Genomic DNA, 14,618 nt, shown 5'->3' on the forward strand with positions numbered 1-14,618 from the left:
GACATATAGCCAACTAATTAAGCATCGTTTTCAAGTAAAGACCAGTAGGACTTTCTTTTATGCAAGAAATTTGTTCAGGGGTGCCTGAAGCAATAATTTTTCCGCCACTTACGCCACCTTCTGGACCTAGCTCAATTAAATAATCACAACCTTTCAAGACATCAAGGTTATGTTCGATGACAATGACGCTATCACCATTGTCAACGATGCGGTTTAAAACCGCTACCAAATTACGAACATCGTAACTGTGCAATCCAGTGGTTGGTTCATCTAAAACATAGAGAGTACGACCTGTTGCTGGTTTTAAAAGATATGTTGCTAATTTAATTCTTTGTGCTTCACCACCAGAAAGAGTGGTTGATGATTGCCCTAGTTTTATATACCCTAATCCCACATCTTTTAGTGTTTGTAGTTTTGACTTAATTGCTGGTTGATTAGCAAAAAGTAAATAGGCTTTATCAACCGTCATATCTAAAACATCAAAAATACTATTACCTTTATAAAGTACTTCAAGTGTCTCGAGATCATAACGTTTACCTTGACAATCATCGCACTCAACATAGACATCGGGTAGGAAGTGCATTTCAATTTTAATTACCCCATCACCAGTACATTTTTCGCATCGTCCACCTTCAACATTAAAACTAAAATGTGACTTGGTAAACCCTTTTGTTTTAGCGTCGCTTGTATTGGCAAAAACTTCACGAATGTCATCGAAGACTTTGGTATAAGTAGCAGGGTTTGAACGTGGCGTACGGCCAATTGGTGATTGGTCAATATCTATCAATTTATCAATAAATTCAACATTTTCTATTGAATTATGTTCACCAGGCATTTCGTGATTAAGGTGTAATTTTTCTTTAATACTATTGACTAAGATTTTGTTGATGAGAGTTGATTTACCACTACCACTAACTCCGCATACGCCAATCAATTTTCCCAGCGGAATTTTAACATCGATGTTTTTTAAATTGTTTTCCTTAGCGCCTTTAATGGTTAAAACTTTGCCATTTCCCGAGCGGCGAAAACTAGGAATTTTGATTTCTTCCTTTTTGCTTAAAAATTGACCAGTAATTGATTCGGGTGTATTTTTAATATCTTCAAGAGTTCCTTGGGCAATAATTTTACCGCCGTTCTCGCCGGCAAAAGGGCCGATATCAACAATATGATCTGCTTGAGTAATAGTGTCTTCATCATGTTCGACAACAATTAATGTATTGCCTATTTCGACCATTTGTTTTAGTGAGTTAAGCAGTTTTTGATTATCCTTTTGGTGCAAACCAATTGAAGGTTCATCTAACACGTATAACACACCGGTTAAGTTAGTTCCAATTTGTGTAGCGAGGCGGATACGCTGTGACTCGCCACCACTAAGCGACTCGGCTTTACGATTAAGAGTTAAATAGCCTAAACCTACATTTTTTAAAAATAATAAACGGTTGGTAATTTCAGTTAAAACTAAATTTGATATTTCAATTTCCGTTTCACTTAGATTGATGTTAGTAACAAAAGTATATAAATCATCAATACTTAACTTAACTAAATCATTAATATTTTTGTCTTCAATATAAACGGCAAGGGCGTGTTTATTTAGCCGTTTGCCATTACATTCGCGACAATTAACTTCCATCATATATTTGTTTAATCATTTACGAATTCCTGAACTAGTTGTATCCATAAAAAGGCGTTCAATTTTTGGAATTAAACCTTCAATTTTCTTTTGTCGTTTATAAACGTTATGTGTTGCCGATTTAATGGTGTAGCTAAGTTCTTCTTCAGAACCATATTTGATAATATCAAGTTCGGCATTAGTAAGGCGATTAATCGGCAAGTCTAAGTTGATGTTGTATGCTTGTAAAAGAATTTGGAATTCTTGTCATTCAATATTAGTATCATTTCTAGCCTTATAGTAATCGATTCCCCCTTCACGAATTGTCATAAAATCATTGGGAACAATCGCTTTTCAGTTGGCACGTAGCTCAACCCCCAAGCCCTTACATTTTTGACACATTCCATAAGGTGCGTTAAAAGAAAAAAGTTTTGGTTCAATTGCCATCATTTCAAAATCATTGTGAATACACGAGTGGAGCTTTGAAAAGATTTTGTCTTCGTTGTCGCCGATGACACGAATTTTTAAAATATCTTTCCCGTATTCGAGAGCAACTTTAATACTTTCAAAAATACGTGAACGATTTTCTTCATTAATTACTACCCGGTCGATAACGATGTCAATATCATGTTTTTTATTTTTATCAAGTTTAATTTCCTCTTCTAAAAGATAAGTTTGTTTATCAATATCTACCCGGACAAACCCTTGTTTTCTTAGTTTCTCTAAAAGTACACTATGTGTTCCTTTTTCGCCACTAATTACAGGAGCAAGAACAATCATTTTACTGTTTTCGGGGTAACTAAAAATTGCATCGAAAATATCTTTATTTGTTTTTCCGGCAATTGGTATTTTATGGTTTGGACAATATGGTTTACCAATGCGAGCATATAAAAGACGTAAAAAATCATAAATCTCTGTTGTTGTCGCCACGGTTGAACGTGGATTATTGTGCGTTGTCTTTTGTTCTATTGCGATTGAAGGAGAAAGTCCTTCAATGCTATCAACATTTGGTTTGCTGGTACCACCCAAAAAATTTCGTGCGTATGTGCTAAGTGAATCGATATAACGGCGGCGACCTTCCTCGTAAATAGTGTTAAAAGCAAGCGAAGATTTTCCGCTGCCACTAAGTCCTGTAAAAACAATTAATTTATTTTTTGGTAATTCAAGTGAAACATTTTTTAAATTATTTTCCTTAGCACCTTTAATAATGATTTTTTCTTTACTCATATTGCCTCTTTTGTCTAATTAAAGTATATGCTAATAATGATTATTTACAAAGTAAAAAACAAGTTTATGTTTTGATATATACTGATACATTTTACCATTAAGCCTCTAGTAATTTAAAAATAAATGTGGTTTTAAGTTGGAAATAGTTATCGCAAAAACAGCGCTTTTGATATTTATTATAATAAAACAATTAAAATATATATAGACCTAAGAATAGGTCTAAACGAAAGGTAAAATTAAAAAATGAGTATTCCAAAGAAAATGAAGGCATTCGTTGTTGAATCGCCAAAAAACTGAAGCGTAAAAGAAGTTTCAGTTCCAAAACCTAAGATGAAAGAAGTTTTAATCCAAATGGAAACATCAGGTATTTGTCATACTGATTTACATGCTGCTAATTATGACTGATTAGTTGAACCAAAATATCCACTTATTCCTGGTCACGAAGGAATTGGTAAAGTTGTTGCACTTGGAGAAGGATGCAGCCGCTTAAAAGTTGGTGATCGTGTTTGTTTAGCATGATTACACGATGCTTGTGGTAGCTGTGAATTCTGTTTAACAGGACGTGAAACACTTTGTCCAAAGCAAAATATGTCAGCATATACTAAAGATGGATCATACGCTGAATATGCAATTGGTCATGAAGACTATGTTGGTATTGTGCCAGAAAAATTAGACTTAATTACCGGTGCGCCAGTTGTTTGTGCTGGGGTTACAACTTACAAAGCACTTAAACAAACTAAAGCAGTTCCAGGTAACTATGTTGCTGTAATTGGTGTTGGTGGTTTAGGCCAATTAGGTATTCAATATGCTAAAGCAATGGGATTACGCCCAATCGGAATTGATATTAGTGACGATAAAGTTGAATTAGCGAAAAAATCTGGAGCAGAATTTGCGTTCAATTCAGCAAAAGATAGTAAATATATTGAAAAAGTTCTTGAAGTTACAAACGGTGGTGTACACGCTGTTATTAACACATCGGTAGCACCAGTTGCCGCTGAACAAGCTATGAACATTCTTCGTCGTGGTGGTCGTCAAGTGCTTGTTGGTTTACCAGCAAAAGACAAACTTGGTAAAGACGATATTAAAGTATCAATTTTTTGAACAGTATTACTAGAAAGAGAATTAGCAGGTTCAATCGTTGGTACAAGACAAGACCTTGCTGAATCACTTCAATATGCTGCAGAAGGTAAGGTTAAATCAGAAGTTACTAAAGTTGTTAAACTTGATGAAGTAGCATCAATTTTTGATAAATTGCAAAAAGGCGAATTCTTAGGCCGTGCAGTTATCGACTTTAGAAAATAATACATAAAAAATCAAGCAAATTCGCAAGCGAAAAGCTTGATTTTTCTTTATAAAATATTGAAAATTTATTGATTTTTTAAGGTTTTTTAGTTCAGAAAATTAGATCATATTTAATTTTGAAAAATCGAAATTACTGATGTTGAATTCTTGTGGCGGTTGTGCATAAAATACCTTATTTTTAGAATCGAATGGGTCGTTAAATTCTAACTTAAATGCGTGTAGATACTGATTGAACTCACTGCCCTCATTGCCATATGTAGGATCGTTAAAAACAGGGTGTTTAATATAGCTTAAATGAACACGAATTTGGTGTGTGCGTCCAGTTTCTAAGGAGCATTTAATTAAGGCTAGTTTTTTATTATTATGTTCAAATTTTTTTAACACCTTAATATGGGTAATCGCTTCTTTTGCTTCAATGTTAGTAACAATCATTTTTTGCCGAGATTTTTTATCGCGACCAATCGGCAAATCAATATGATAAATATCTTGGTTTGGTCAATTTTCAACGATGGCAAGATATTCGCGTTTTACCTTGTGTTCCTTGATCATATCAGCAATCAAGTTATGGGCATTATTGTTTTTTGCTACCAGTAAAAGTCCGGTTGTATCTTTGTCAATTCGATGAACAATTCCTGGTCGCAAAAGTCCATTATTATTTGATAAATTGTTTTTAAAATAGTAAAGTAAACCATTTACAAGCGTGTTGTTAAGATGACCTGGTGAGGGGTGAACAACAAGATTATTTGGTTTGTTGATGACAATATAATTATCATTTTGAAAAACAATTTCAAAATCAATTTTTTCTGGTTGGAGTGTGATTTCTTTATCTAGTAATTTTGTAACAGTGATTATGCTATCGAGTTTGGGAATATAGTTTGGTTTTCTAACAATATCGCCATCACACTCAACCGCGCCTTGTTCAATTAATTCTTTAATGTCGTTTCTAGTAATATCCGAATTATCGCAAATATATTTATCGATTCGCTCTTTATATTTAACTTGTAATTCAAGCATTAATTTGTAGAAGTTCCTTTATCGTTGTGGTCATTATTGTTTTCAAGGGGAATTTCAACAATATTGTTTGTTTTTCCAGCAATTTGAAAAGCACCAATACTAGTAACAATTAATGAGGGAAGAATTGCAATTTCAGCAAGTGATGCCATATAGATTAGAATTGTTTCTCACACCCCAGGTTTTTCTGAGTCATAGTAAAGTAAATCAAACGCAGTTTCTTGAAAAAACATATATACGGTAAATTTAATTACACTTGAAATTGTGGCGATGATAATTCCAATTAGTACCATTGTGCAGTACTTATTAAAGAATTCGCTATATTTTTTAGATTTTACCAGTAAGACGATAGTGATTGCAGTAAGAGCAATCATTAAAGTAAAGTTAATAATTGTTGTGATTAATGAAAATTTTAGTTGACTTGAGATAATTGCGATTGGTGAAACAACCACAATTATCGATAAAATAGCGACCGTTAAAGCTAAGGTCCGGACTTGATTTGTTGATTTATTTTTCATAATACACATATTATATACGTATCTTTGGAACTTATTTATTTAGTCATTTTTTGTAAAATGTAGTAAAATAAATTAGTAATTTATTTACAAAGTTTTCTTTCCTTTGTTTTAATATCATATTATTGCTAGGGATAGAATGTAACACAAGGAGAAATTATGTTAACAAAAGATACCAAAGCTAAACTTGTACAAAAGTTTGGTAAGGATAAAAAAAACACAGGTGCAATTGAAGTACAAATTGCACTATTAACTCAAGATATCGAGACATTAAAACCACACTTTCAAGCCAACCCAAAAGATAATCATTCTAAACGTGGTTTTATGGCTAAAATTAATAAACGTAAATCATTGCTTGCATATTTAAAAAGAACAAATTATGATTCATATGCAAAATTGATTGCTGAGTTAGGTATTAGAAAATAGGCCTTTGCCTATTTTTTTAATTTTAAAATAAGGATTTTTAGTGTAAAATCAACACTTTTGTTAATTTATTTTCAAACTTATTTAATTCAATAGTTTTGTGTATGGATGTGCTGTATTGTATAAAATCAAGATGTTTTCAGTAGTGACAAACATAGATAAGAATATAGGCTTTTAAAGTTAAAAAGTGATAAAAGTATAGAAACAATTATAAAAAATGCCTCTTTTTCATATATTTTTGTTTTTTTGCGTATTTTTGTCCTTCAGAATACATATATAAGTAGAAGGAAAATAAATGAAGAAAATTCATGAAAAGAACATTAATAATAGTAATGGAAATAAAGAACCATTCTATAATAATGTAATAGAAGGTTCACCATAAATAACCAAGAAGGAGGAAACGACAATTTTAAAGAAATATTCAAACATAAAGATACATTATGTTACTTTTGATGATGTTGTTGATCGTTTTTGAATAGTCAACGAAATTGCTAAAGAAAATATGATTCAAGTTACTAAAGATAAAGGTAATAAGATTCAACAACTAGAAAACTCCATTAAATTCTTGGAAAACAAATTTGAAGTTTTTGAAGATACTTTTAATAAAAGATTCGAGAAATTAGAAAATACATTCGAAGATTTTAAAAACGTTGTTCTTGGCGCTATTAATACTATCACAACAAAAATGAACGAAGGTTTTAATGAGTTAAGTCAAAGATTAGACAAAGTTGAATAAAGACTAGACAAGGTAGAACAAAGACTAGACAAGGTAGAACAAAGACTAGACAAAGTTGAACAAAGACTAGACAAGGTAGAACAAAGACTAGATGTTTTAGAACAGGATGTTTTAATCCTTAAACAAGATGTTTCGGGTCTTAAAAAACTTCACAATTTATAGCTAGTAAACTAGTTAAAATTAAAAAACCGCCAAATGTGCGGTTTTTTGTTTAATAAGTTTGAATTTGTGTTGATCACATTAAGCAGCTATTAGTACTTTATAGTTATTGATTTTAGACAGTTAATAGTGCTTATAATCTTATCAATTGTATAAATAGCGTTAAATTGATTAAATAAAACAAATTTAAACTGTTTGAAAAAGTAAAGAAGAAGTTGAAAAGCATAAAAAAACACAAATTCAATTGAAAGTGTTGAATTTGTGTTGAAAATATATTTATTATGCTTTTCCGTTTTTACGTGTTGTGGTAGCGCTTTTTGATAAATCAAAGTAGTATTCCATATATACTTTGTATCAATCACTATTGTATTTAACTATGGGATTATTAGCAACTTTTATAGCATTATAATCTGATAATATACTTTTGTAAATTGTTTGATTCATATATGTATATTTAATATTAATTCATGCTTTAATTTTATCGTACTTTCAACCTCTATTCTTATTGTATAAAATCTCAGCACTTCGAATAAACAACAACGCAGTGCCATCAAGACGATGAAAGGCATTTTTTAAATCAATAGAACGCAACCTTTTTTGTGCATAAGTATCGTATGTTATTTTATTATTATTAATATCTCTAACTAGAAGTATTGAAGGGTATTTATCTAGATTTTCTCTATAATCAAATTCATTTATTTCATACTTAGCAATCTCATATTCAACTTTTATATTTTCTGCCCCTTTAGGAAAAGAGGGTTTAGTTATGTAGTTAACTTGAAAATCATCACTTTCTCTAGGATCGGCGGAATTTGTGGCGGTATTAAAATTATCATTTAAAGCTTGAAATGTGTGGATTTCACTATTAAAAAATCCTTTTCATGCTCTTGTGGTTTTAAAGTAACCAAAATCAGATGTATCAAATAATTTATCAACAATTGGCTTAATATCACTAGTTGGAATCTGTTTAAGCCTTTCTTGTGAAGTAAGTGAATTGCCGTTTTCGGTATAGGTTACATTATAGTAAACATCTAATAAATGATTAGTGTCATTTGCATTTTTTCGGATTAATGATACCTGGAATTTATTATCAATTGCACTGCCATCTTTATTAGTAAACAATATATCACCATTAGGTACCTGTGAAGGCAATTTTGCCCGGTAGGCTCCTTCAATCATTTCGCCGTTATTTATTAATTTAACATCGAGTTTCTTATTAATAAATTCGTTGATTTTATCTTCAAGATATTGTTTACTTTTCTTGCTGTAAAATCCAGTCATAATGACATTAAAGACTTTTGTAGTATTACCATAAATTGCTTTTAGACTAATTGTTTTGGTACCGTTATCATCATCGTCAATAACATAAACAGCATTATTAAGTTCAAGTCTTAAGGCGCGATTATTATCGTTGATTTGGTATTTAGTTGTAATTTCTTGTGCTTTAACTTCTAGTTTTTTGGCACCATCATTAATAATTTTATTAACATCGCTGTAGGATACATCTATTGGGAATGCTTTGCTATTGTTAATTGTTGTAAACTGATTATTTGTAAAGTTATTAACATACTCAAACAATACTCTTTCTTCAAACTGTACACTTGTAATAAAGCCGCGAACATTAACTTTTAGCGTTGCTTTGATTGTGCTATCTTGTTTTGATTTAACTTCTAAATTAACTTCTTTAACATCACCGTTAGTTGTTTGAGAAATTAGATTAATTAAAACATTATTAGCTGTTTCTTGTGCACTTAAGTCACAGTTAGTGTCGGTTTTAAGTTCTTCTTTGCTAAGGTAAGCAACCTCGCTTGCGTGTTTTGTGTTATTAAGTAAGGTTGTATAGTCTTTCTTAAAGCTATTAACAAAATCATTGATTCTTTTAACTTCGGTTTCACGACTAGTAGTAAAGCCAGTAATAGTAATGGCGTGACTACGTTCATAACCATTAATACTTAAAGTTAAAAACACTTTTTTGGTTGCTTTGGCATCATCATTTTGAGCTTTTCTAGTTTTATCAAAATTAATATTAACTTTTGGTGTTAGGGCGCTTAAGTTAATTCCCAAATCAGTTGCTAATTCATTAACAGTTGCATAATCTACAGTGCTTGGAATTTCGTTTTGGTGTGTTTGGGTTGGATAAGTTGTTTGTAACTGATTAATAACAGCATCAAGTTGAGCGTTAGCGCGAGCACTAGGAGTTGTAAATCCTTTTGCAACAAAGAATTCATCATAGTGTTGTGTATCAAGAACAATATCAAGGCTGATAATCATTGTTCCAGCTTCGTCATTTGCTTTTTTGTTTTTAATTGTAATTAGTGCACCGTTAGCTGTTGCTAATTGTTCAAGGTTTGTTGATAAATCGGCATCAATTTCGGCAATATCGGTGTATAAATCACTTGCTTCGCTTGGTAATTTATTGGCATATTTAGTTGTTGTATACTCTTCATTAATAGCAAGTTTGATCTTTTTAACTGTTTCATTAGTAACAACTTGGTTGGTTTTAAAGCCTTCAACTGTAATAATGATGTTGGCGCTTTCATTACCTAATTTAACATTAAATGAAACAGTTCTAGAACCATCATCATTCGAAACTGTATAAAAACTTTCAAAGCTTACACCTGGATATTTATTTTTAATATTGGCAAAATTAATTTGCACATCGTTAGCAAAAGCTTCAAAATTGTCGTAAGCAGATAAAGGATCGTTAGTTCCCTTATCGGTGTGATTTTTAGTTGTTTGGTTTTTGTTACCAATTTCGGCAACAATTTTTGGTAAGGTTTGCTTGTGTGATTCGTTGGCAGTTAAAAAACCTTCAACGATTACATCTTTGGTTTTTACTTGTCCAGCAATTTTAGCTTCAAGGGTTACTTGTTTGCTACCGTTTTGGGCAAAGACACCTTCATTATTTTGTGCTTTAACACCAAGCGTGATGTTAAAACGAGTCGCAAGCGAGCGTAAATTAGATTTGGTATCTTCATCAAGGCTTACAATGTCATAGTTTACAGTGCTTGGCACTTTATCACTATGATTATTGGTGTAAAGAATATCAGGAACTTGGTCAAAGAATTGTTTAAAGATGTAATCAGCATATTCAGCATTAGTCTTAAAGTTGGTGATTTTAATTTGTTTAGTTAGCTGCGCTGAGTTTTTAGTTAAGATGATAGTAACTAGTTTAACGCCGTCTTGGTTGGTTGAGTTACCAAGGGTGATCGTAATGCCTTTAGCTTTTGCTTCTTGGTCAAAATGTCAGTCAAGATCACTAAATAAATCTAAGTAATCACGATAGTTGTATTCGCTAGAAAGTTTATTTGTGTGTTCGCGAGTTGCAACAGGTGAATTAAAGTTTTTCATAAATTCAGCAAGTTCGCTTTGGTTATAGTTACTTAACGAACTAAAACCATTAACCTTAAATTTAAGGGTTTTAACTGCTTTATTAAGTTTGGCATCGATTTCGATGCTTAAACCGGTATCGCCGCTTATTTCATGACGTGGTTCACTTAAGACTAAGCTTGGGTAGTTTTCTTTAATACTTTTAATGTCATAAGCAATATCGCGAAAGATTTCATTAACTTCTAAGTATTCGTTTTGCATTACGGCTTCAGCAGTTTTGGTGCTGTAGTTAAGGGTAGAGTATGAATTACCAAAGTTTTCAAAGATCTTATTTAGTTCTGCTAAATCTTTTTGGTTTGCGACATAAAACCGCTAATTAAAAACTCAACATGTGATGCGTGATTACCCCGTGAAATAGTTGCAGTAATTTTAAGTTGATCGGTATCATTAGTTGCAAAATTAAAGTATGGAGTTTGGGTAATGCTAAAGTTAATTCCGTTAGCAATTTCTTTAATTGGTAAGCCAGTATCTGCTTATAAATCATAATCACTAGTATACATATATTCACTAGGCACTAAATGTCCTTTGTTTTTAGTGATTATTAATTTATCATTATTAAGCGCTTTAATCGCTTGCAAATTACCACGAAGTGTTGCCACAGCGCTAGCAACACTTAAGGCATCAAGATCGTTAGCATCAAGCTTTTTAAAACCATCAATTGTAATTGGGCTAGAGTCGACTGAGGTTCCATTTTTAGCAATTAAAGTAATGGTGGCTTGTAAGCTTCCATTTTTAGCATCAAGATTATGAATATGCGAGCTAACACTATATTCATTAGGGACAACACCAATTAACTGTAAGTCCTTATTTTGAACTGTAAAGGCTTCTTTTTCCGCTTTTTTATCAACATTTAGTGATAAATTCTTAACAATAAGCTTCATTTTTTGTAATTGATCATCATTACTTTGTTTGTTAAGGCTTAAAAAGCAATAACAACTCCAGCAGTAATTGCGACTGGCACACCAACAGCAATTACTGAGCTGATGATTCTTTTTGTCATGCTAGGTTGTTTTTGAATTAGTTGTTGGTAAGGAGCTGCTTGGGTTTGGTATGGTTGTAAATATGTAGTAGGTTGTATTTGTGGCACATTACTTGTTACATCAATCTTTTGGTTATCTTGGTTATGTTTATTATTCATTGTAGATTATTAGGTTATAAAACCTAACCTCCTTGTTTTTATTACATAATAATTTATTATTATGCCAACTTACATTGTACTATTTTTCTCTTACAAAAAAAAAAAAAAAGCAAAAAACCCCAAAATTGCGGGGAAAAAATATAAAAAATGTAAATTAAGGCGAAAGTGTTGAATTTTTGTTGAAAATTATTGATTATTTTTTGTTTTGATGTGTTGTGTTAGCGCTTTTTGATATATCAAAGTAGTATTTAATATGAGCGTAATACTTATTAGTTGTAGGAACAGGTGTAGGTTTTCCACCCATCAAAACCACGAGTTTATTAGAAAATTTTTTAGCGTTATCATCTGATAATATATTTTTGTAAATTGTAACTAAAACCTTAAAGTCACTATGAAAAAATGGCAGTCTTTCCTAAATTTTTATTTTTTGGCGTATTTTTTCCTTTCAGAATACATATATAAGTAGGAGGAAAATAAATGAAAAAAATCATGAAAGCAACATGAATAATAACAATAAAAATAAAGAACCATTCTATAATGTAATAGAAGGTTCGCCACAAATAACCAAGAAGGAGGAAGTAGCAATTTTAAAGAAATATTCAAATATCAAGATACATTATGTTACTTTTGATGATGTTACTGATTGCTTTTGAATAGTTAAAAAAATTGCTAAAGAAAATATGATTCAAGTTACTAAAGATAATAAGATTCAAAAACTAGAAAACTCCATTAAATTCTTGGAAAACAAATTTGAATATGCGAGCTAACACTATATTCATTAGGGACAACACCAATTAACTGTAAGTCCTTATTTTGAACTGTAAAGGCTTCTTTTTCCGCTTTTTTATCAACATTTAGTGATAAATTCTTAACAATAAGCTTCATTTTTTGTAATTGATCATCATTACTTTGTTTGTTAAGGCTTAAAAAAGCAATAACAACTCCAGCAGTAATTGCGACTGGCACACCAACAGCAATTACTGAGCTGATGATTCTTTTTGTCATGCTAGGTTGTTTTTGAATTAGTTGTTGGTAAGGAGCTGCTTGGGTTTGGTATGGTTGTAAATATGTAGTAGGTTGTATTTGTGGCACATTACTTGTTACATCAATCTTTTGGTTATCTTGGTTATGTTTATTATTCATTGTAGATTATTAGGTTATAAAACCTAACCTCCTTGTTTTTATTACATAATAATTTATTATTATGCCAACTTACATTGTACTATTTTTCTCTTACAAAAAAAAAAAAAAAAAGCAAAAAACCCCAAAATTTCGGGGAAAAAATATAAAAAATGTAAATTAAAGCGAAAGTGTTGAATTTTTGTTGAAAATTATTGATTTTTTTTTTGTTTTGATGTGTTGTGTTAGCGCTTTTTGATATATCAAAGTAGTATTTAATATGAGCGTAATACTTATTAGTTGTAGGAACAGGTGTAGGTTTTCCACCCATCAAAACCACGAGTTTATTAGAAAATTTTTTAGCGTTATCATCTGATAATATATTTTTGTAAATTGTAACTAAAACCTTAAAGTCACTATGAAAAAATGGCAGTCTTTCCTAAATTTTTATTTTTTGGCGTATTTTTTCCTTTCAGAATACATATATAAGTAGGAGGAAAATAAATGAAAAAAAATCATGAAAGCAACATGAATAATAACAATAAAAATAAAGAACCATTCTATAATGTAATAGAAGGTTCGCCACAAATAACCAAGAAGGAGGAAGTAGCAATTTTAAAGAAATATTCAAATATCAAGATACATTATGTTACTTTTGATGATGTTACTGATTGCTTTTGAATAGTTAAAAAAATTGCTAAAGAAAATATGATTCAAGTTACTAAAGATAATAAGATTCAAAAACTAGAAAACTCCATTAAATTCTTGGAAAACAAATTTGAACAATTTGAGAATTCGTTTAATGATCGGTTCAAACAACTAGAACAATTTCTAATAGGCGTAGAGTCTAGATTTAATAAAAGAATGGATTCATTGACAGAATATATCAATAGTGAATTTGTGAAAGTTAATGCTAGACTAGACAAAGTTGAACAAAGACTAGACAAAGTTGAACAAAGACTAGACAAAGTTGAACAAAGACTAGACAAAGTTGAACAAAGACTAGATGTTTTGGAGCAGGATGTTTTTATCCTTAAACAGGATGTTTCGGCTCTTAAAAAAATTCACGATTTGTAATTAGTGAATTAATTAAAATTAAAACCCTGCTTATTAGGCAGGGTTTTGTTATAAAGTAAAAATTATTTTTTTATCTTCATTGCATTTCTAATAGTATTCAATGTATACATCTTGGTTTTGTTCTAATTTATCAAAAGCTTTAGCGTATTTCTTGTAAAGTGATCGTGGTGCCTTGATATTTTTGATATTCACTTCATGAAACGGAGACATTCCCATTGTCTCCAAACTTTCAGGAAGTACCAAATTATTAATGTTGGCTCTTCAAAATGCGTCCTCTCCCAATTCAACTACTCCTTCTGGAATGACAAGTGAATTTATTGTTGAACGTTTAAATGCAAATTTTTTAATTATCTTCAAACTCTTAGGAAGAATTATATTTTCAATCGTTGCTTTATTAAATACACTGTCACCCAATTCAGTCATTCCTTCTTTGAATTTTAGTGTTTGGATCATTGCCATGTAAAATGTGTCTGCACCAGCTTTGATTAAACTTTTTGGCAGCACTATTTTTTTAATTTTTGCATTATAAAATGAAAAAAGCTTGAGTTCGGTTATCTCTTCAGGAACGCTTAAAACACAATCAATATTTATTTCAGATTCTTTACCATTTTTTCATTTTCTATCTAAAACCCCATTTTCAATCTTGAAATATTTTCCATTGAAACACTGTCTTTTGTATCACAGCTAATAGTAAGTGTAATACCACTAAGTGCACTAATAGCGCTTAAAGAAAGTAGTGTAAATTTATTTTTATCATAATATCCCCTTGCTTGTTATTTTTAACAATCAACTTAATTGTATAGAAATAAAAAACACCTAAAGTGTTTATTTTATAAAGATTAGTTAATATTTTTATCTTGCTGATGTATTATAATTTTACCAAGCAAAGGGTGCCAATTATGGCTGAGATTA

At 30.9% G+C, this 14,618-nt stretch carries 14 protein-coding genes; 5 read left to right on the forward strand and 9 right to left on the reverse strand.

The genetic code is table 4. From position 1 onward, the window contains the following. Window positions 1-13 precede the first annotated feature (13 nt). Window positions 14-2,836 (reverse strand): excinuclease ABC subunit UvrA, encoded by a 2,823-nt coding sequence (gene uvrA, locus NPA09_RS00970; protein WP_129722192.1) that lies wholly within the window; start codon window positions 2,834-2,836, stop codon window positions 14-16. A gap of 261 nt (window positions 2,837-3,097) precedes the next feature. Between uvrA and NPA09_RS00975 the strand changes: the two genes are divergently transcribed. Continuing rightward, window positions 3,098-4,138: a zinc-dependent alcohol dehydrogenase gene (locus tag NPA09_RS00975; RefSeq protein ID WP_129723280.1), complete on the forward strand. Its 1,041-nt coding sequence runs from the start codon at window positions 3,098-3,100 to the stop codon at window positions 4,136-4,138. A gap of 99 nt (window positions 4,139-4,237) precedes the next feature. Here NPA09_RS00975 and NPA09_RS00980 read toward each other — a convergent pair whose 3' ends face one another. Together NPA09_RS00980 and NPA09_RS00985 are read right to left on the reverse strand one after the other, a co-directional pair. Continuing rightward, window positions 4,238-5,152 (reverse strand): RluA family pseudouridine synthase, encoded by a 915-nt coding sequence (locus NPA09_RS00980; protein ID WP_129722189.1) that lies wholly within the window; start codon window positions 5,150-5,152, stop codon window positions 4,238-4,240. Further along, the gene (locus NPA09_RS00985) at window positions 5,152-5,667 is read right to left on the reverse strand and encodes a hypothetical protein (RefSeq protein ID WP_129722186.1); all 516 of its coding nucleotides are present in this window, start codon (window positions 5,665-5,667) and stop codon (window positions 5,152-5,154) included. Before NPA09_RS00985 ends, NPA09_RS00980 begins: the two co-directional genes overlap by 1 nt. Window positions 5,668-5,823: 156 nt before the next feature. Here NPA09_RS00985 and rpsO point away from each other — a divergent pair, with 156 nt between their 5' ends. Beyond that, a complete protein-coding gene (gene rpsO, locus NPA09_RS00990) occupies window positions 5,824-6,090 on the forward strand; it encodes a 30S ribosomal protein S15 (RefSeq protein WP_129722184.1) in 267 nt (88 codons plus the stop codon). Between the two features lie 499 nt (window positions 6,091-6,589). Next, a complete protein-coding gene (locus tag NPA09_RS00995) occupies window positions 6,590-6,823 on the forward strand; it encodes a hypothetical protein (protein ID WP_197722251.1) in 234 nt (77 codons plus the stop codon). A gap of 438 nt (window positions 6,824-7,261) precedes the next feature. Here NPA09_RS00995 and NPA09_RS01000 read toward each other — a convergent pair whose 3' ends face one another. The 4 genes from NPA09_RS01000 to NPA09_RS01010 form a co-directional block, all read right to left on the reverse strand. Further along, window positions 7,262-10,573: a lipoprotein 17-related variable surface protein gene (locus NPA09_RS01000; protein WP_256541840.1), complete on the reverse strand. Its 3,312-nt coding sequence runs from the start codon at window positions 10,571-10,573 to the stop codon at window positions 7,262-7,264. 80 nt (window positions 10,574-10,653) lie between these two features. Then, on the reverse strand, window positions 10,654-10,833 hold the full coding sequence (locus NPA09_RS03590; protein WP_416906707.1) for a lipoprotein 17-related variable surface protein: 180 nt from the start codon (window positions 10,831-10,833) through the stop codon (window positions 10,654-10,656). 12 nt (window positions 10,834-10,845) lie between these two features. After that, entirely contained in the window at window positions 10,846-11,253 is a 408-nt protein-coding gene (locus NPA09_RS01005) for a lipoprotein 17-related variable surface protein (RefSeq protein WP_256541841.1), read from the reverse strand. Window positions 11,254-11,291: 38 nt separating this feature from the next. After that, window positions 11,292-11,510, reverse strand: coding sequence for a hypothetical protein (locus NPA09_RS01010; RefSeq protein ID WP_256541842.1), 219 nt, complete (start codon window positions 11,508-11,510; stop codon window positions 11,292-11,294). A 500-nt stretch (window positions 11,511-12,010) separates the two neighbouring features. Here NPA09_RS01010 and NPA09_RS01015 point away from each other — a divergent pair, with 500 nt between their 5' ends. Next, complete coding sequence (locus tag NPA09_RS01015) at window positions 12,011-12,277, forward strand: hypothetical protein (RefSeq protein ID WP_256541843.1); 267 nt, start codon at window positions 12,011-12,013, stop codon at window positions 12,275-12,277. Here NPA09_RS01015 and NPA09_RS01020 read toward each other — a convergent pair. Continuing rightward, complete coding sequence (locus NPA09_RS01020; protein WP_256541844.1) at window positions 12,240-12,653, reverse strand: hypothetical protein; 414 nt, start codon at window positions 12,651-12,653, stop codon at window positions 12,240-12,242. The genes NPA09_RS01015 and NPA09_RS01020 overlap by 38 nt on opposite strands. A 480-nt stretch (window positions 12,654-13,133) precedes the next feature. On the opposite strand from NPA09_RS01020, the gene NPA09_RS01025 reads away from it, so the two are divergent. Then, entirely contained in the window at window positions 13,134-13,706 is a 573-nt protein-coding gene (locus NPA09_RS01025) for a hypothetical protein (protein ID WP_129722175.1), read from the forward strand. Between the two features lie 87 nt (window positions 13,707-13,793). Here NPA09_RS01025 and NPA09_RS01030 read toward each other — a convergent pair whose 3' ends face one another. Beyond that, a complete protein-coding gene (locus NPA09_RS01030; RefSeq protein ID WP_129722172.1) occupies window positions 13,794-14,390 on the reverse strand; it encodes a leucine-rich repeat domain-containing protein in 597 nt (198 codons plus the stop codon). Between the last annotated feature and the right edge of the window lie 228 nt (window positions 14,391-14,618).

The organism is Mycoplasmopsis equigenitalium, from assembly GCF_024498255.1.
GTDB lineage: Bacteria > Bacillota_I > Bacilli_A > Mycoplasmatales > Metamycoplasmataceae > Mycoplasma_H > Mycoplasma_H equigenitalium.